General features: G+C 69.8%; 17 protein-coding genes. 10 read left to right on the plus strand and 7 right to left on the minus strand.

Annotated features, from left to right (window positions below; genetic code table 11):
- Positions 1 to 81 precede the first annotated feature (81 nt).
- Positions 82 to 861, plus strand: a complete 780-nt coding sequence (locus ABN401_RS07430) for a sulfite exporter TauE/SafE family protein (protein WP_349684204.1) — start codon at positions 82 to 84, stop codon at positions 859 to 861.
- A 25-nt stretch (positions 862 to 886) separates the two neighbouring features.
- Here the strand turns inward: ABN401_RS07430 and yihA are convergent, their stop codons facing one another.
- The 4 genes from yihA to rpmH all read right to left on the minus strand — a co-directional run bounded on the left by yihA (position 887) and on the right by rpmH (position 4087).
- Positions 887 to 1528 carry a ribosome biogenesis GTP-binding protein YihA/YsxC gene (gene yihA, locus ABN401_RS07435; RefSeq protein WP_349684205.1) on the minus strand — a complete coding sequence of 214 codons (642 nt, stop codon included), beginning with the start codon at positions 1526 to 1528 and terminating at the stop codon, positions 887 to 889.
- Positions 1525 to 3348 carry a membrane protein insertase YidC gene (gene yidC / locus ABN401_RS07440; protein WP_349684206.1) on the minus strand — a complete coding sequence of 608 codons (1824 nt, stop codon included), beginning with the start codon at positions 3346 to 3348 and terminating at the stop codon, positions 1525 to 1527. Before yidC ends, yihA begins: the two co-directional genes overlap by 4 nt.
- Positions 3349 to 3353: 5 nt before the next feature.
- Positions 3354 to 3770 (minus strand): ribonuclease P protein component, encoded by a 417-nt coding sequence (locus tag ABN401_RS07445; RefSeq protein WP_432763533.1) that lies wholly within the window; start codon positions 3768 to 3770, stop codon positions 3354 to 3356.
- Positions 3771 to 3952: 182 nt separating this feature from the next.
- A complete protein-coding gene (gene rpmH / locus ABN401_RS07450) occupies positions 3953 to 4087 on the minus strand; it encodes a 50S ribosomal protein L34 (RefSeq protein ID WP_029414875.1) in 135 nt (44 codons plus the stop codon).
- Positions 4088 to 4231: 144 nt separating this feature from the next.
- On the opposite strand from rpmH, the gene ABN401_RS07455 reads away from it, so the two are divergent.
- Both ABN401_RS07455 and ABN401_RS07460 read left to right on the plus strand, forming a co-directional pair.
- On the plus strand, positions 4232 to 4954 hold the full coding sequence (locus tag ABN401_RS07455) for a TVP38/TMEM64 family protein (protein WP_349684208.1): 723 nt from the start codon (positions 4232 to 4234) through the stop codon (positions 4952 to 4954).
- Positions 4951 to 6423 carry a sensor histidine kinase gene (locus ABN401_RS07460; protein ID WP_349684209.1) on the plus strand — a complete coding sequence of 491 codons (1473 nt, stop codon included), beginning with the start codon at positions 4951 to 4953 and terminating at the stop codon, positions 6421 to 6423. The genes ABN401_RS07455 and ABN401_RS07460 overlap by 4 nt, the downstream gene beginning before the upstream one ends.
- 144 nt (positions 6424 to 6567) lie before the next feature.
- On the opposite strand, the gene ABN401_RS07465 is transcribed toward ABN401_RS07460, so the two are convergent.
- Positions 6568 to 8067, minus strand: coding sequence for a phosphomannomutase/phosphoglucomutase (locus ABN401_RS07465; protein ID WP_349684210.1), 1500 nt, complete (start codon positions 8065 to 8067; stop codon positions 6568 to 6570).
- A gap of 161 nt (positions 8068 to 8228) precedes the next feature.
- Between ABN401_RS07465 and gpmA the strand changes: the two genes are divergently transcribed.
- From gpmA to ABN401_RS07485, 4 genes are all read left to right on the plus strand, one after another.
- Positions 8229 to 8942: a 2,3-diphosphoglycerate-dependent phosphoglycerate mutase gene (gene gpmA, locus ABN401_RS07470; RefSeq protein WP_349684211.1), complete on the plus strand. Its 714-nt coding sequence runs from the start codon at positions 8229 to 8231 to the stop codon at positions 8940 to 8942.
- On the plus strand, positions 8939 to 9562 hold the full coding sequence (gene ribD / locus ABN401_RS07475; RefSeq protein ID WP_349684212.1) for a bifunctional diaminohydroxyphosphoribosylaminopyrimidine deaminase/5-amino-6-(5-phosphoribosylamino)uracil reductase RibD: 624 nt from the start codon (positions 8939 to 8941) through the stop codon (positions 9560 to 9562). The genes gpmA and ribD overlap by 4 nt, the downstream gene beginning before the upstream one ends.
- Before the next feature lie 63 nt (positions 9563 to 9625).
- A complete protein-coding gene (locus tag ABN401_RS07480; RefSeq protein ID WP_349684213.1) occupies positions 9626 to 10894 on the plus strand; it encodes a pentapeptide repeat-containing protein in 1269 nt (422 codons plus the stop codon).
- A complete protein-coding gene (locus ABN401_RS07485; protein WP_349684214.1) occupies positions 10891 to 12141 on the plus strand; it encodes a pentapeptide repeat-containing protein in 1251 nt (416 codons plus the stop codon). Before ABN401_RS07480 ends, ABN401_RS07485 begins: the two co-directional genes overlap by 4 nt.
- Positions 12142 to 12216: 75 nt before the next feature.
- Here the strand turns inward: ABN401_RS07485 and ABN401_RS07490 are convergent, their stop codons facing one another.
- The gene (locus ABN401_RS07490; RefSeq protein ID WP_349684215.1) at positions 12217 to 12687 is read right to left on the minus strand and encodes an Hsp20 family protein; all 471 of its coding nucleotides are present in this window, start codon (positions 12685 to 12687) and stop codon (positions 12217 to 12219) included.
- A gap of 261 nt (positions 12688 to 12948) precedes the next feature.
- Here ABN401_RS07490 and ABN401_RS07495 point away from each other — a divergent pair, with 261 nt between their 5' ends.
- The 3 genes from ABN401_RS07495 (at position 12949) to ABN401_RS07505 (ending at position 15789) form a co-directional block, all read left to right on the plus strand.
- A complete protein-coding gene (locus ABN401_RS07495) occupies positions 12949 to 13752 on the plus strand; it encodes a class I SAM-dependent methyltransferase (protein WP_349684216.1) in 804 nt (267 codons plus the stop codon).
- 94 nt (positions 13753 to 13846) lie between these two features.
- The gene (locus tag ABN401_RS07500; RefSeq protein WP_432763528.1) at positions 13847 to 14758 is read left to right on the plus strand and encodes a class I SAM-dependent methyltransferase; all 912 of its coding nucleotides are present in this window, start codon (positions 13847 to 13849) and stop codon (positions 14756 to 14758) included.
- On the plus strand, positions 14755 to 15789 hold the full coding sequence (locus tag ABN401_RS07505; RefSeq protein ID WP_349684217.1) for an alpha/beta fold hydrolase: 1035 nt from the start codon (positions 14755 to 14757) through the stop codon (positions 15787 to 15789). Before ABN401_RS07500 ends, ABN401_RS07505 begins: the two co-directional genes overlap by 4 nt.
- 3 nt (positions 15790 to 15792) lie before the next feature.
- Here the strand turns inward: ABN401_RS07505 and hisN are convergent, their stop codons facing one another.
- The gene (gene hisN, locus ABN401_RS07510) at positions 15793 to 16578 is read right to left on the minus strand and encodes a histidinol-phosphatase (protein ID WP_349684218.1); all 786 of its coding nucleotides are present in this window, start codon (positions 16576 to 16578) and stop codon (positions 15793 to 15795) included.
- Between the last annotated feature and the right edge of the window lie 35 nt (positions 16579 to 16613).

The raw sequence follows: 16613 nt of genomic DNA on the forward strand, positions 1-16613 counted from the left end.
CGACGCCGCCCCCCGTTACCAGACCGCAGCTTACGCATTAGCTGTGCCGTGGGGCGCGATCGGCGACCTTCCGAGGCCCGAATGGACACCTTCCTGACGTTTATGCTGGTCGGTGTGGTCGCTCAGGCCGTGGATGGGGCCCTGGGCATGGCCTATGGCGTCATTTCCTCGTCCGTGCTGCTGGCGCTCGGCGTGCCGCCCTCGGTCGCCTCGGCCAGTGTCCACGGGGCCGAAGTCTTCACCACCGCCGCTTCGGCCAGTTCGCATGTCCTGCACAAGAACGTCGAGTGGCGGCTGTTCGTCCCCCTGGCGATCGCCGGCGTGATCGGCGGCATCGTGGGAGCCTACGTCCTCGCGGGCCTGGAGGGCGACGTGGTCAAGCCCTTCATCATCGCCTACCTCGCCGTCATGGGCGTCTACATCCTGTGGAAGGCCGGCCACGACGTGAAGCCAAGGCGCATCCATCAGTGGGCCGTGGCCCCCCTGGGGCTGATCGGCGGCTTTCTGGACGCCATCGGCGGTGGCGGCTGGGGCCCCACGGTCTCCTCGACCATGGTGGGCGCCGGGGCCGAACCGCGCCGCGCCATCGGCACGGTGAACACCGCGGAGTTCTTCCTGACCGTGGCCATCTCAGCCACCTTCGTCTGGTCGCTGCTCACCGGCCATTGGGAAGAGGCGGGCGCGCTCGAGAACCACGCCGCCGCCATCGGCGGACTGGTCGTGGGGGGGCTTCTGGCCGCGCCTTTCGCGGGGTGGATCACCAAGACCCTGCCCCGTCAGGCCCTGACCTATGGTGTCGGCGGTCTGCTGATCCTGCTCGCGGGCTTTCAGGGCCTGCAGCTGGCGGGCGTCTTCGCCTGATAGGGCGCTAACGCTCGCCGCGCGGCTAGAGTTCGGCGCCGGTCGTCCGCATGATCTCGGCGCGGAGCTCGGGCAGGCCCATCCCCTTCTCGGCCGAAGTCACGGCGACGGCGGGGAAGGCGGCGGGCCGCTTGGACACCGCTTTCAACGTCGCCTCGCGCACCGTCTCGCGCTCGTGGGCCTTGATCTTGTCGGCCTTGGTCAGAACGATCTGATAGCTGACCGCCGCCAGGTCCAGCGCATCCAGCGCCTCGGTGTCGACGCTCTTCAGCCCATGGCGGCTGTCGATCAGCAGATAGACCCGCTTCAGCGTCACCCGGCCACGCAGATAGTCCCGGCCCAGGTTCTGGAACTGACGCACCGTCGATTTGGACGCCTTGGCCCAGCCGTAGCCGGGCAGGTCGACCAGCCGCATCTTGCCGTCCAGGTCGAAGAAGTTGACCTCGCGCGTGCGGCCCGGCTCGTTGGAGGCCCGCGCCAGCTTGGACATGCCGACCAGACCGTTGATCAGGCTGGACTTGCCGACGTTGGAGCGGCCGGCGAAGGCGATCTCGGGCAGGTCGGGCTCGGGCAGTTGCTCGATCTTGGCGCACCCCAGGACGAAGGTCGCCGGCCGCGCGAACAGCACCCGCGCGGCCTCGAGGTCTTCGTCGGAATACTCCGTCATGCCGGTTTGTTCTTCAGCCTGGCGATGAAATCGTCGATCGGGTTCTCGGCCCCGAAGCGGTGCATGATGAAATACTGCTGGGCGATCGAGAGCACGTTGTTCCAGGCCCAGTAGACCAGCAAGCCCGCCGGGAAGACCGCCATGATGAAGGTGAACACCACCGGCATCCACGCGAAGATCTGGCGCTGGACCGGATCGGGCATGGGCGGGTTCATCGCCTGCTGCAGCCACATGGTGAATCCGTAGAAGATGGCCAGCACGCTCAGGCCCAGGGTGAAGCCCCCGCCGGAGTTGGTCAGGAGCGACCCCAACAGGGGCAGCGAACCCGGATCCCACGGGATCAGGCCGAACAGGGTCCAGATGTTGGTCGGATCGGGCGCCGACAGGTCGCGGATCCAGCCGAAGAAGGGCGCGTGCCGCATCTCGATGGTGACGAACAGCACCTTGTACAGGGCATAGAAGACCGGGATCTGGACCAGGATGGGCAGGCAGCCCGCCAGCGGATTGATCTTCTCGCGCTGATAGAGCGCCATCGTCTCCTGCTGCTGCTTCTGGGGGTCGTCTTTGAACTGCGTCTTGATCTTCTCCATCTGCGGCTGGAGCTTGCGCATCTTCGACAGGCTCTCGTAGCTCTTGTTGGCCAGCGGGAACATGATCAGCTTGATGGTCAGGGTCAGCAGCAGGATGGCGACGCCGAAGTTGCCGACCAGCCCCTGGAACCAGTGCACCAGCAGGAAGATCGGACGCGTCAGGAAGAACAGGAAGCCCCAGTCGATGGCGTAGACGAAGCGCGGCAGACCGAGCGCTTCTTCGTAATCGGACAGGATCTCGTTCCGCTTGGCGCCGGCGAACAGACGCTGGGTCTCGGTGATCTGGCGGCCCGGATTGATCGTCCGCGCCTCGCCCAGAATGCGCGCCTCGCGCAGCGCCACACCGCCGGCGTCACGCGCGACGAACTCGGCCTCGACCGTCTCGTTCTGATCGGGGATCAGGGCCGCCAGCCAGTATTTGTCCGTGATGCCCAGCCAGCCGCCGGTGGATTCGAACTGTTCGCGCGGCTTCTTGGTCCAGTCGCCGTACTTCAGCTGGGTGGTGGCGTAGTCGCCGGGTTCGCCGAAAGTGCCGATGCCGCCCTCGTGCAGGATCTGGTTCTTGCCCAGGGTGTCGGGCACGCCCTGGCGCTCGATCCGGCCATAGGGGGCGATGACGATCGGCGCGGCGCCCAGGTTGGCGACCGTGTCGGTCAGGGTGAACATGTAGTTCTCGTCCACCGAGACCACGCGGGTGAAGCGCAGGCCCTGGCCGTTGTCCCAGGTCAGGGTGACGGGGGTGGCGGCCGTCAGGGTCGATCCGCCGGTCAGCCGCCAGAGGGTGTTGGGCCCGGGAACGCCGCCCACGACATTGGGGCCGGTCCAGCCGAACTGGGCCAGGAAGGCGTGCTCCATCCCCTGCGGCCGGAACAGCTCGACCGGGGCGGGATCGTCCAGCGTCTCGCGGTAGTCGGTCAGGAACAGGTCGTCGATCCGCCCGCCCTGCAGCGACAGCGAGCCCTGCAGACGACCGGTGCGGATCGGCACGCGCGCGACGCCGCCCAGGGCCTCGGCGCGGTCCTCGGTGAATATGGCTGCTGAAGGGGCCGGCGCCGTGGTCGGCACGGCCAGGTCGCCGTCGGCATCGACCGTCCGCTCGGCCTGGCTGGCCAGGGCGGCCGCGCGCTGCTGCTCGGCCTGCGGTCCGAGGACGAAGATCTGATACAAGAGCAGGATCGCCGCCGTGCACACGATGAAGATCACCGTGTTGCGCGTGTTCTCGTTCTTCATGCGGGTCAGCGGTCCTGAGGGGTCGGGAGATCGGAGATGGGCACCGGGGCGCGCGAACGCGAGGGGTCCGCGCCGCCGAGCGTGGCCAGCCTTGTAAGGGCAGACGCCACATCGTCAAGCAGACGGTCCCACGGGCGATCCGCCGTGCCCTGGCGCGCGACCAGTACATAGTCGCTTCCAGCCACGCCATGCAGGGGCACCAGCGCCCGCGCCGCCTCACGCAGACGCCGCTTGGCCCGATTGCGGACCACCGCCCCGCCGATCTTGCGCGTGGCGGTGAAGCCGACGCCGATCGCGGGGTCTTCGTCCCGGCGGTCCAGCCTCTGGATGAAGACCGCGCCACGCGACAGCGAAACGCCCTTCGCGGCCGCCAGGAACTGGGGCCGCTTGGTCAGGCGTCGGATTGTGGGTTGGCTTTGAATCGGCGATCCCTTCACGTCCCTTCCCCCCTTGCGGGAGAAGGTGGCCCGGAGGGCCGGATGAGGGGTACGGCGCGACGAAGGCTCTGGTCGGTCGAGAGGCTCATCGGCGAAACCGAGTTGCACCCCTCATCCGACCTCGCTGCGCTCGGCCACCTTCTCCCGCAAGGGGAGAAGGGCAATGCTTACGCCGTCAGGCGCTTGCGGCCCTTGGCGCGGCGGCGGGCGACGATCTTGGCGCCGTTCTTGGTGGCCATCCGCGAACGGAAGCCGTGACGGCGCTTGCGCACGAGTCGCGACGGCTGATAGGTCCGCTTCACGGTCGGCTCCTGACGTTGAATACAATGGCGCGGCCGGACCAAGAAGGCGTCCGTCGCGGGAAGGGCGGGCGTATAAGGGCCATGGTCGCGGCTGTCAACGCCGACAGACCGGCCGGACCCGGGGTTTCGGGCGTTGGAATGACTATGAAGCGTCTGTCCCGGTTCGTCCCCCTTGTTCTGCTCGGCGCGGTGATCGCGCTGATCTTCGCCATGGGCTGGAACCGCTATCTCTCGCTGGACACCCTGCGCGAGCACGGCGGGGCGCTTCGGGCCTTCACGGCCGACAACTATGGGGTCGCCCTGCTGCTGATGATGGCGGCCTTCGCCGTGCTGACGGCCAGCGTCGTGCCCGGCGTCTTCTTTCTGACCATCACCGCCGGCTATCTGTTCGGACCCTGGGTCGGCGGGATCTCGACCTCGATCGCCGCCACGGTCGGCGCCCTGATCGTCTACGCCGTCGCCCGTTCGGCGCTGGGCGAGGAGCTGCGTCGCAAGGCCGAACGCGACGAAGGCCTGTTGCGCAAGGTCTGCCAGACCATCGACAAGGACACTTTCTGGTATGTCCTGGCCTCACGCCTCGCGGTCGTGGTGCCGTTCCACATGATCAATGTGGCGGCCGGGATCATGGCGGTTCGACTGGCACCGTACACCATGGCGACAGTCATCGGCCTTCTGCCCGCCCACATCATCTACTGCTGGATCGGGGCACGGCTGAACACTCTGCTGGCCGACGACCCGAACCCGGACGTCCAGGCCCTGTTCGGCCAATTCTGGGCCCCCATGTTGGGGGTATTCGTCCTGGCGGTCATCCTGCCGCTGGCGTTGAAGGCCGTGCAGCGCCGCCTGCCGGGGGCCGCGACACCGTGAGCGCGCCGCCCGACAGCCCCGGCGGCCTTCTGAACCGCCTGCTGACCTCCACGGACTGGCGTGGACGGCTGCGGATCAATCCCCCGGACGGGCTGCAGTCGCGGCTTCTGATCCTGACCGTCCTGTTCACCCTGGCGGTGGGGGCCCTGATCATGCTGCCCAACGCCGCCAACTTCCACGAGACCTGGCTCCAGGACCGGCTTCAGGCCGCCGAACTGGCCTCGGTCGGCGTCGAGGCCCTGCCCTACAACGCCGTCGATGACGAGACGGCCGAACAGCTGCTGCGCATCGGCGGCGTTTCGGCCGTCGCCATCTCCGACCAGGGGGTGATGCGCCAGCTGCTGCGCGCGCCGGACCTGCCCCGCGCGCCGGACTTCATCGACCTGCGACGGCGCAACACCGGGGCCCGGCTGTGGGAGCCGATCGAGACCCTGATGGCGGGCCCTGACCGTTCGATCCGCGTCCGCGCCGCCCCGCGCTACCGTACCGGCGACTTCATCGACGTGGTCGCGCCCGCCGAACCGCTGAGGCTGGAGCTGCGCGCCTTCCTGCTGAACAGCCTTCTGGTGTCGCTGATCATCTCTGCGGCGGCGGGGGGCCTTCTGTACGCAGGCCTGGCCTTCCTCGTGCTGCGCCCCCTTCGCCGCGTGACCCGATCGATCGAGAGCTTCGCGGCCGATCCGCTCCAGCCCGGGCCGGAGCCGTCGGACCGCCAGGACGAGATCGGCCGGGTCGAACGTGAACTGGCCCGGATGCAGGAGGAGGTCCGCCAGTCCCTGCGCGCCCGGTCCCGGCTGGTGGCGCTGGGACAGGCGGTGGCCAAGATCAACCACGACCTCCGCAACATGCTGACCTCCGCCCAGCTTGCCTCTGAGAGGTTGGCGGCCTCGCCCGACCCCCAGGTCGCCAAGGCCCTGCCCCGGCTGGAGCGGGCCCTGGGGCGGGCGGCGGCGCTCGCCAGGAACGTCCTGGACTACGGCAAGTCCGAGGAACCGGCCCCCGTCATCGACCGCATCGCCCTGGGCCCAGCCGTGGTCGCCGCCGCCGAGGACGCGGGCCTGGACCCGCAGAGCGTGCGGCTGGCCAGGGTCATCCCCGCCCGGTTCTCCGTCCAGGCCGACGGCGACCAGCTGCACCGCATCCTGGTCAATCTGATGCGGAACGCGCGTCAGGCCATCGAGGCCGACGCCACGCGCAAGCCCAGCCGGCGCGGCGCGATGGGGACCGTCACGGTCTCCGCCGAGCAGGAGGAGGGCTGGGTCGTCATCCGCCTGGCCGACGACGGGCCCGGCATTCCGCCTCGACTGTCCGAGCGCCTGTTCGAGCCTTTCGTCAGCGGCAGCGGCTCGGACGGGACGGGCCTGGGCCTGACCATCTCGCGCGAGCTGGCCGCCAATCACGGCGGCGACCTGCGTCTGGTCGAGACCGGCACGACCGGCACGACCTTCGAGTTGAAACTGCCCGTCTAGACCCTGATCGGCTGAGGTGGAATCGCTTCGCGATTCCGCTGATGCCGTGGATCAGGGTCCAGGATCCAGCGAGAGCGTGAATCACGCTTTCGGAGGACCCACGCAGTGGGTCCTCCTCGACCGATCATGCTCTAGCGTCCCCGCCTAGATTTCCTGGTTGTAGGCCCCGACCTCGGGGTGGCGGGCCAGGCGCGGCTTGACCTCCTCGCGGAACAGGGCGCGCATGTCGTCCTCTGAGCGCATGGATTCCACCACCACGACCAGCTCGGGCTTGTTGGACGAGGCGCGGACCAGGACCCACGACCCGTCCTCCAGATGCACCCGGGCCCCGTTGACGGTGATGACCTCGACGATCTTGCGGCCCACGATCGATCCGCCCTCGGCCGCCAGGGCCTCGTATTCCGCCACGACCTTGGCGAGGACGTCGTACTTCAGCTCGTCGTCGCAGTGGGGCGACATGGTCAGGCTGGTCCAGGCGTCGGGCAGGGCCCGCTTCAGCTCGGACAGTTTCTTGCCGGGATTGCGGTCCAGCATCCGCAGCACCGCCGCCGCCGCCACGATGCCGTCGTCGTAGCCGCGACCGATCGGGTCGGCGAGGAAGAAGTGGCCAGACTTCTCGAAGCCCGCCAGAGCGCCCAGTTCGGCCGTCTTGCGCTTGATGTAGGAGTGCCCGGTCTTCCAATAGACCGTGGTCGCGCCGTTGGCGGCCAGGACCTCGTCGGTCTTGTAGAGGCCCGTCGACTTCACATCGACCACGAAGGTCGCGTTCGGATGCAGGGCCGACAGGTCGCGGGCCAGCAGCAGGCCGATCTTGTCGGCGAAGATCTCCTCGCCCGTGTCGTCGACGACGCCGCAGCGGTCGCCGTCCCCGTCGAAGCCCAGGGCCAGGTCGGCGCCGGTCTCGCGCACCCGCTGGGCCATCTGCATCAGCATGGCGTGGTCTTCGGGGTTCGGATTGTATTTGGGAAAGGTGTAGTCGAGCTCGGTGTCCATCTCGATCACCTCGGCCCCCATCCGGCGCAGGGCCTCGGGCGCGAAGGCCCCGGCCGTGCCGTTGCCGCAGGCGCAGACGACCTTAAGCGGCCGCGTCAGCTTGATGTCGCCGACCACCTCTTGCAGATAGCGTTCGCGGAAGTTCTCGACCCGCTCGATGCGACCGCCGGGGCGGGGCACGCCGGCGCCGGACAGCACGATCTCCTTCAGCCGCCCGATCTCCTCGGGGCCGAAGGTGACAGGCGGGTTGGTGCCCATCTTGACCCCGGTCCAGCCGTTCTCGTTGTGGCTGGCGGTGACCATGGCGACGCAGGGGGCCTCCAGCGCGAACTGTCCGAAGTAGGCCATGGGCGACAGGGCCAGACCCACGTCCAGCACCTCCATCCCGCCTTCCATCAGGCCGATGATCAGGGCGTGCTTGACCGTCGAAGAGTAGGATCGGAAGTCGTGGCCCACGACGATCCGGGGCTGGACGCCCTGTTCGTGGACGAAGGTGGCGACCGCCAGACCCAGGGCCTGGATGCCCAGCAGGTTGATCTCCTTGTCCAGGATCCAGCGCGCGTCGTACTCGCGAAACCCCGTCGGCTTGACCAGCGCCGTGGTCTCGAATTCGAAGGTGTTCGGGACCAGATCCTGGCGGGGCTTCAGCATGGGGTGTCCTTGAAAGCGTCGGAGGCCGGAGGAACGGCGGTATAGCCGGGCCCCCGGAGGCGAACAACAACGCGCCCGGCGGGCACTGGCTGCATGCTTGACCCCCGGCGAGGCCGCGCCTACCCCGAAGGGCCGTCCCCGCAGACGCCTCTGGAGACCCCATGCCCCGCCTGATCCTTCTCCGCCACGGCCAGAGCCAATGGAACCTGGAGAACCGCTTCACCGGCTGGGTCGACGTGGACCTGACGGACGAGGGTGAGGCCCAGGCGCGTCAGGCCGGCGCGCTGATCGCCCGGGCCGGGTTCCGCCCCGCCGCAATGTTCACCTCGGTCCTGACCCGCGCCCGGCGGACCGGGGCCCTGGCCTTGCAGACCGCCGGACTGACCGGCGTCCCGGTCGTCGAGGACTGGCGGCTGAACGAGCGCCACTACGGCGGACTGACCGGCCTCGACAAGGCCGAGACCGCCAGGAAGCACGGCGAGGACCAGGTCAAGGTCTGGCGCCGCAGCTACGACATCCCGCCGCCCCCGCTGGAGCCGGGCTCGGAGTGGGATTTCGCGGGCGACCCCCGCTATGCCGGCAAGGCCATCCCCGACACCGAGAGCCTGAAGACCACGCTCGAGCGCGTCCTGCCCTACTGGAACGAAGCCATCGCGCCGCGCCTGATGGCCGGAGACGACGTGCTGATCGCCGCCCACGGCAACTCGCTGCGCGCCATCGTCAAACACCTGTTCGACGTGCCGGACGACAAGATCGTCGGCGTCGAGATCCCCACCGGCAACCCGCTGGAGATCGATCTGGACGGCGCGCTGAAGCCAATCTCCGCCCGCTATCTGGACGCCGAACGCGCCCAGGCCCTGCCGGACGCCGCATGAGCGCCGAGGACGCCCGCTTCATGGCCCGCGCGGTCGAGCTGGCGCTCGCGCGGATGGGCGAGACCTGGCCCAACCCCGCCGTGGGCTGCGTCATCGTCAAGAAGGGACAGGTTCTCGCCGAGGCCGCCACCGCCGCCGGAGGTCGCCCCCATGCCGAGGAACAGGCGGTTCCGGCCGCCGGCGAGGCGGCCCGGGGCGCCACCGCCTATGTGACGCTCGAGCCCTGCGGGGCGCGCTCTTCGGGTCGATCGTCCTGTGCCCAGTTCCTGGTCGAGGCCGGCATCGCCCGTGTCGTGGTGGCGGCGCTCGATCCTTCGCCCTTCGCATCGGGTCGGGGCACCGAGCGTCTCCGTCAGGCCGGCCTCGAGGTCGAGACCGGCCTTCTGGAAGACCAGGCCCGCGTCCTGTCCGAGGGATTCCTGCACCGGCTGGAAACCGGCCGGCCGATGGTCCGGATAAGCGACGACGGAGCCGGCTTCGACGCCCGCTTCGCCGCCAGCCCCCGCGCCGACCTGGTCACCGAGTTGAAGCGCCTGGGCGAGGCCGGCTACACCCGCCTCTGGACCGGGCCCGGCGAACTGGCCGACGCCCTGACCGAACAGGGCCTTCTGACCCTCTGACATCCTCGAGGAATCAAGGTTTCCGAAAACCTTCCTTAAGCGGCGCTGTCCCATGATGGGACCATGGCCACCGCTTCAGAAGTCGTCCGACGACGCATCAGCCAGCAGGAGCTCGACGCGATCTGCGCCCGGCACGACCGGCTGTGGCAGGCGCGGCCGGGCGGCGCGCGCGCCGTCTTCGCCTGGATGGACCTTTCGGGCCTGAACCTGAAGGGCCGCAGCCTCGCGGATGCCGACTTCTCGGCGGCCTGCCTGATCGGCGCCGACCTCACCGGCGCGCGGCTCGACAACGCCGCCTTCTTCGGCGCCGACATGCAGGACGCGATCCTGATCGACGCCTCCCTGCGCCGGGCCGACCTGCGCGGGGCCTGCCTGCGCGGAGCGGACCTGTCCGGCGCCGACCTGTTCGAAGCGGACCTGCGCGAAGGGGCCATCGCCGCCGCCGACAAAAGCGTCGGCTTCCGCGTCGTCGAGGCCCAGGGGCGCAACCCGACTCAGGCCCAGGGTGCCAGTCTGGCGGGGGCCAATCTCCAGCGGTCGCGCCTGTCGGGCATCGCGGCCCAGTCCGCCGACTTCTCCGACGCCATCATGAAGGACTGCAAGCTGGTCCGGGCCAATCTGAAGTCCGCCAACTTTCGTGGCGCGGACCTGGCCGGTGCCGATATGTCGGGGGCCGACCTCACGGGCGCTGATCTGCGCGACGCCGTCCTGGTAGGCGTCACCGCGGCGATGTGGCGGACCGACGGTGCCCAGATGGAGGGGGCCCTGACCGACGGCCGATCCTCGGGCGCGCCCGTGGCCCACCTGCCGGCCGCCGACATGCTGCATGAGCACGCCATCTGGTGCGAGACCGGAGGGGGCGAGGGTCGGCCGTCGGTCTTCGACGACGTCGACCTGCGCGCGCTGGGCTCGATCACCGGGCTGAACCTGACCGCCCTGTCGGCCAAGCGCGCCGTCTTCTACGGCCTGAACATGGAGGGCGTTCAGTTGCAGGGGGCCCATCTGGAGGGGGCGGACCTGCGCTCGACCAATCTTCGCCGCGCCGACCTTCGCGGCGCTCGACTGACCGGTGCCCGACTGAACGGCGCCGATCTGCGCGAGGCCCAGCTGGGGCCGCTGATGATCGGGCCCGAGCGGCTGCTTCCGGCCGATCTGACCGGGGCCAGCCTGAGAGCCGCCGACCTGTCGGGGGCCGACATCCGGCGGGCCGTTCTTGTCCGCGCCGACCTGACCCGCGCGATTCTGCATGGGGTCCAGGCGCGTCACGCGGACTTCGCCGAGGCGACCCTGACCGGGGTCCGAGGCCTCGAACGCGACGAGGTGTCCGCATGACCATCCAGCGCCGCCGCCTGGGCCAGGGCGACTTCGACCTGTTCGCCGCCGCGCACGAGCGGTTCGTCACCGGCAAGCCCGGTGGCCGCAAGCTGTCGTTGAAGTTCGTCGACCTGTCGGGCGTCAGCATGGCCCAGCGCCTGCTCGATGACGCCGACTTCTCCGGCTCGTCGCTTCAGAACTGCAACATGGCCGGGGCGCGCATGGAACGCGCGGTCCTGTTCGGCTGCGACCTGCGCGGCGCCGATCTGACGCGAGCCCGGCTGGTGCGGGCCGACATCCGGGGGACCTGCCTCCAGGGGGCGGACCTGTCCGAGGCCAACCTGACCCAGGCCGACTTCCGCGAGGGGGTCATCGCCGTTCCCCACGAAACCAAAGGGCTGGCCGCCGCACGGCACGAGACCCGCAGCGGTCTCGCCGACGGGGCGCGGTTCTCGGGCGCGACCCTGGACGGTTCGCGCTTCGACGGCATCAGCGCGACCAAGGCCGACTTCACCGACTGCTCGATGCGCGGGGCCATCCTGTCCGGAGCCAATCTGAAGGAGGCCGACCTTTCGGGGGCCCAGATGGAGGGCGCTTCCGTGGCGGGGGCTAACCTGGCCGGGGCGCGCCTGTGCGGCGCGATCCTCAGCGGCGTCGCCATGGACACGGCGCGACTGGACCGCACCGACACCACGGGCTGCATCCGCGACCCGGACGCTGCGGCGATCGCCCGCGCCGAAGATCTCTATCAGATGGCGCTGGACGCCAACGCCTGGGTCGAGAGCGGCGGGGCGCTGGGCGGGGCGGCCATCTTCGACGGCGAGGACCTGCGTCCCCTCGGCGATCGGCTGAAGGGCCTCAAGCTCTCGGCCATGAGCGCCAAGGGAGCCTGCCTGGCGGGCCTGGACCTGCGCGGCATCGCCATGCAGGGGGCGCATTTCGAGAACGCGGACCTGCGCGGCGCGCGGCTTTCGGGGGCGGACCTGCGCGGTTCACGCTTCACCAATTCCCTGATGACCAAGGCCGACCTGACCGGCGCCGACCTGGGGGCCCTCCCCCTCGGCCCCACCCGCTCGGTTCCGACCACCCTGACCGGAGCACGCCTTCGCTACGCAGAGCTTCGCCGCGCCGACCTGTCGAAGGCCACGATGACGGGCGCGGACCTGTCCGGGGCCGACCTGACCGACGCCAATCTGGCGGGGGCCGATCTGACGGACGCCCGCCTGGACCGCGCGGCCGGCCTGCCCCAGGTCATGGCCGCCTGATCGACGCCGCGAAAAAGGGGCGGCCCGCGGGACCGCCCCTCTCGTTTGGTGACCGAAGCTCGGGCTTCGACCGCCTCAGGCGGCCTTGGCCTTGCCTTCGATGAGCGTGGCCGATCCGCCCGTCGCGATCTCGATGCGACGAGGCTTCAGCGCCTCGGGCAGTTCGCGCTTCAGGCTGACGGACAGAAGGCCGTTGTCGAGGCCCGCCTCGGTCACCACCACATAGTCGGCCAGCTGGAAGCGGCGCTCGAAGTCGCGCTCGGCCAGGCCACGATGCAGATAGGTCCGTTCGGTGCCCGCCTCGTCGTTGGCGGTCTTGCGACCCGTGACGGTCAGCAGGTTTTCCTTGACCTCGATGTTCAGTTCGTCGGGCTTGAAGCCGGCGACCGCGATCTCGATCCGATAGGCGTTCTCGCCGGTGGTCTCGATGTTGTAGGGCGGCCAGCCGTTTTCCTGACGGGTAGCGGCAGCGCTTTCCAGCAGGGTGGCCAGGCGGTCGAAGCCGACGGCCGAACGATAGAGGGGGGTGAAGTCGATGGTACGCATGTCGATCTCCTGATCAGTCAGCAAGATGGAGCCGCCCCGCGTTATTCGCCCGGAGCGGCGGTGGGATCGGGCCGCCCGGTCCCGATCTGGGCCCCGAGCCGTCCGGAGAGCCCGGTATCGGCGCTCTCGAGAGAGAAATTGGGACGTCCGGGTGCGGCGTCAAGACCCTGATTGACCGCCGCCATTGCAGGATCGTCACTTGCCCGTGACGACGCGGTCGGTAAGGTCTCGCCCAACCAGAACATCGTCCAGGAGCCCCTCATGCGCGTATCCCCGCTCGCCATCGCCGCCGCCGCCCTGGTGGTCGCGACCGCCGCCTCCGCCCAGCCGACGTCGCAGGGCGCCGCCGCCGCCGCCATCGCCCTGTCGCCGCCCACGCTTCAGGAGGACGCCGCGCTGCAGGCCGCCGTCGCCTCGGACGCCCGCCCCGCGGCCGATCGCGCGCGCGACGTGTTTCGTCGTCCCTACGAAAGCCTGACCTTCTGGGGCCTGACGCCCGGATCGACCGTCGTGGAGATCCAGCCCGGTCGCGCCGGCTGGTGGTCCGCCATCCTGCAGCCCTATCTGGCCCAGACCGATGGCCGCTATGTCGCGGTCAACAATCCGGCCGAAGGCATGGGTGTCGAGGACGGAACCGCCGACATGGTCCTGGTCGCGCGCGCCTTCCACAACTGGCACCGGGCCGGCCGAACCGAGCCCTTCATGGCCGCCTTCTTCAAGGCGCTGAAGCCCGGCGGCGTCCTGGCGATCGAACAGCATCGCGCGGTCGAAGGGTCGAACCCCGACCAGACCGCCAACTTCGGCTATGTGTCCGAAAACTATGTGATTCAGGCGGCCGAGGCGGCCGGCTTCGTGCTGGACGCCAAGAGCGAACTGAACGCCAACGCCCGCGACGACCGCGACCATCCCTATGGCGTCTGGACCCTGCCGCCGGTGCGCACCTCGGCGCCGCGCGAAGGCAATCCGAACGACCGCGCCACGCCCCTGACCGAGGCCGAGCGCGCCGAGTACGACGCCATCGGCGAGAGCGACCGGATGACGCTGCGTTTCCGCAAGCCGGCCTGACCCTGCGGCCTTTGACGGCATTGGCGAAGCCCTCTATCCCAGCCGGTTCCGGGACGGCGGCATCGCCGGGCCGTCGGCGGGGCAAGGAAGACGGATGAGGGACGAGAAATCGTCAGGGCGAGCCGCGCCTTCCAGGCGGGCCATGCTGGCGGCCTGTGGCCTGATCGCCGCAGGGGGCCTGACCGCCTGTGGCGAGCGCGAGCCCGAGGCCGCCGGTCCGGAAGCCCCCGCCGGCCCGCCCGAGGGTTCGCTGGAATGGGCCATCGCCGGGGCCTGGCGCGCGGCCGACCGGGGCCGCGACAGCTGGCGTCACCCGCTCGAGACCCTGCGCTTCTTCGGCTTGCAGCCCTCCATGACGGTGGTCGACTTCTGGCCCGGCAGCGGCTGGTACACCGAAATTCTCGCCCCCTATCTCGCCGAGGGCGACGGCGAATACTACGCCGTCGGCTTCTTCACCGGACCCGGCTCCGACCCGGCCCAGGCGGCGCTGAATGCCAATTTCGAACAGCGGTTCGGATCGGACCGTCGACTCTACGGCGAGGTGAAGTTCAGCCAGTTCGGGGCCACGACCGGGCCGGTCGCGCCGGCCGCCAGCGCCGACATGGTCCTGTTCATGCGCTGCATCCACTCGTGGATGGCGGCGGGCACGGCCGAGAAGGCCTTCGCAGACGCCTATGCGGCGCTGAAGCCGCGCGGCATCCTGGGCATCGAGCAGCACCGTCTGGGCCCCGACCAGGACCAGGACCCGGCCGCCGCCGACGGCTATGTGCAGGAAGCCTTCGTCAAACAGCTGGCGGCCGAGGCGGGCTTCATCTTCGAGGCGGCCTCGGAGATCAACGCCAACCCGGACGACACCAAGGACCATCCCTTCGGCGTCGAGACCCTGCCGCCGCGCCTGCTGACCGCGCCCCAAGGGTCCCCGCCCGACCCCACCTTCGATACCGCGCCTTTCCGGGAAATCGGCGAGAGCGACCGCATGACCTTGAAGTTCAGGAAGCCTGAGTGAACCGCGCCGCCGCCTTCGCCGCCAATGCGCCCCTGATGGGCGTGCCCGGAGCCGCCGCCCCCCCTGGCGGAGAGGGCGAATGGTTCCGGGGCGCCGGGGGTCTGCGCCTGCGTGCCGCCTTCTGGACGCCCTCAGCCCTCGTCGCCGCCAGGCCGCGCGGCACGGTCGTGGTCAGCCCGGGCCGTACCGAGCCGATCGAGAAGTATTTCGAGCTGATCGGCAATCTTCTGGCGCGCGGCTGGTGCGTCCTGGCTCACGACTGGCGCGGTCAGGGCCTGTCGGCGCGCCTCCTGCCCGACCGGCTCAAGGGCCACGCCCGCGCGGTCGAGGAGTTCCTGGACGACTATGCCCGCCTGATGGACGCCTTCGAGGCGCGCGCGCCCAAACCCTGGGTCATGGTCGGCCATTCCATGGGCGGTGCGCTCAACCTGTTGTCGCTCCAGAACGGCGAGAGCCGCTTCGCCGGGGCCCTGCTCTCCAGCCCCATGCTGCGGGTCAAGACCGGCAAGCGGTCGATGTGGTCGGTCAAGCTGGCGGTGCGCTGGAACGTGCGCCACGGCAAGGCCGGCGACTTCGTGCTGGACGACGCCGACGATCCCTTCGACCACACCTTCGAAAAGGACGCCCTGACGTCCGACGAGACGCGCTACGAGCTGTGGCGTCAGCAGCTGTTCGCCTGTCCGCATCTGGCCGTCGGCGGCCCCACCTGGGGCTGGCTGGCCTTCGCGCTGGACGCCGGCGAGCGGTCGCTGAAGCCCAAGGCCCTGAAGTCGGTCCTGATCCCCACGACCATCGTCCAGTCAGGCGAGGACGACCGCGTCTGGAAACAGACCAACCGCTGGGCCGCCAAACGCCTCGGCCGGGGTCGCTATGTCGAGGTCGCGGGAGCGAAGCACGAGGTCATCATGGAGACCGACGACCTGCGCGGCGTCTTCCTGCACGAGTTCGACGCCATGGCCGACTATGTCTCGCCGGTGAACGACCTGGCCCCTGTCGCGGCGGCTGAAGCGTCGGAAACCCCGGCGGCCTGACCCTCAGCGAACCCCGCGCCGGAACGCGACCAGGGCGTCCTCGCACACCCGGGCGTCGCCCACGGCGAGGATCCGTCCGTCGCCGGACGGCGGACCGCCCGTCCAGTCGGTCACCTGACCGCCCGCCGCCTCGACCACCGGCACCAGCGCCGACCAGTCCCACACCTTCAGCCCCGTCTCGGCCACCATGTCGATCCGGCCCAGGGCGACCATGGCATAGGCATAGGCGTCGCAGCCGTATCGGGCCAGCCGCGCCGCCGCCTTGACCTGGGTCCAGGCCCCCAGTTCGGGCGCGGTGAAGATGTCGGCGTCGGTGGTCGCGATCACCGCGTCCGTCAGCCGCGCGCAGGGCCGCACCCTGATCGGGCGGCTCTCGCCCCGCGACACCAGCCGCGCGCCTGACGGGCCGCCCAGGAAGATCTCGTCCAGATACGGCTGGGCGATGATCCCGACCGTCGGTTGCCCCGCCTGCCTCAGCGCGATCAGCGTGGTCCACAGCGGCAGGCCGGCGATGAAGGCCCGCGTTCCATCCACCGGGTCCAGCACCCAGACGTGCTCGGCGTCGGGCCGGTCCTCGCCATACTCCTCGCCGATGACGCCGTGGTCGGGATAGCGGGCCGCGATCAGCCGCCGGATCGCCGCCTCCGCCCCCCGATCGGCCTCGGTGACGGGGTCGAAGCCGCCTTCGCCCGCCTTGTTCTCGGCCGCGCCTTCGTTGCGGAACAGCGGCACGGTGACGCGCGCGGCCTCGGCGGCCAGCTCCAGGGCGAAGGCTTCGAACTCTGTCATGGGGAACTCGGGGTTGGGCGCGGCGGGCGGCCTCG

The sequence above is a fragment of the Brevundimonas aurifodinae genome (genome assembly GCF_040195595.1).
Classification (GTDB): Bacteria; Pseudomonadota; Alphaproteobacteria; order Caulobacterales; family Caulobacteraceae; genus Brevundimonas; species Brevundimonas aurifodinae.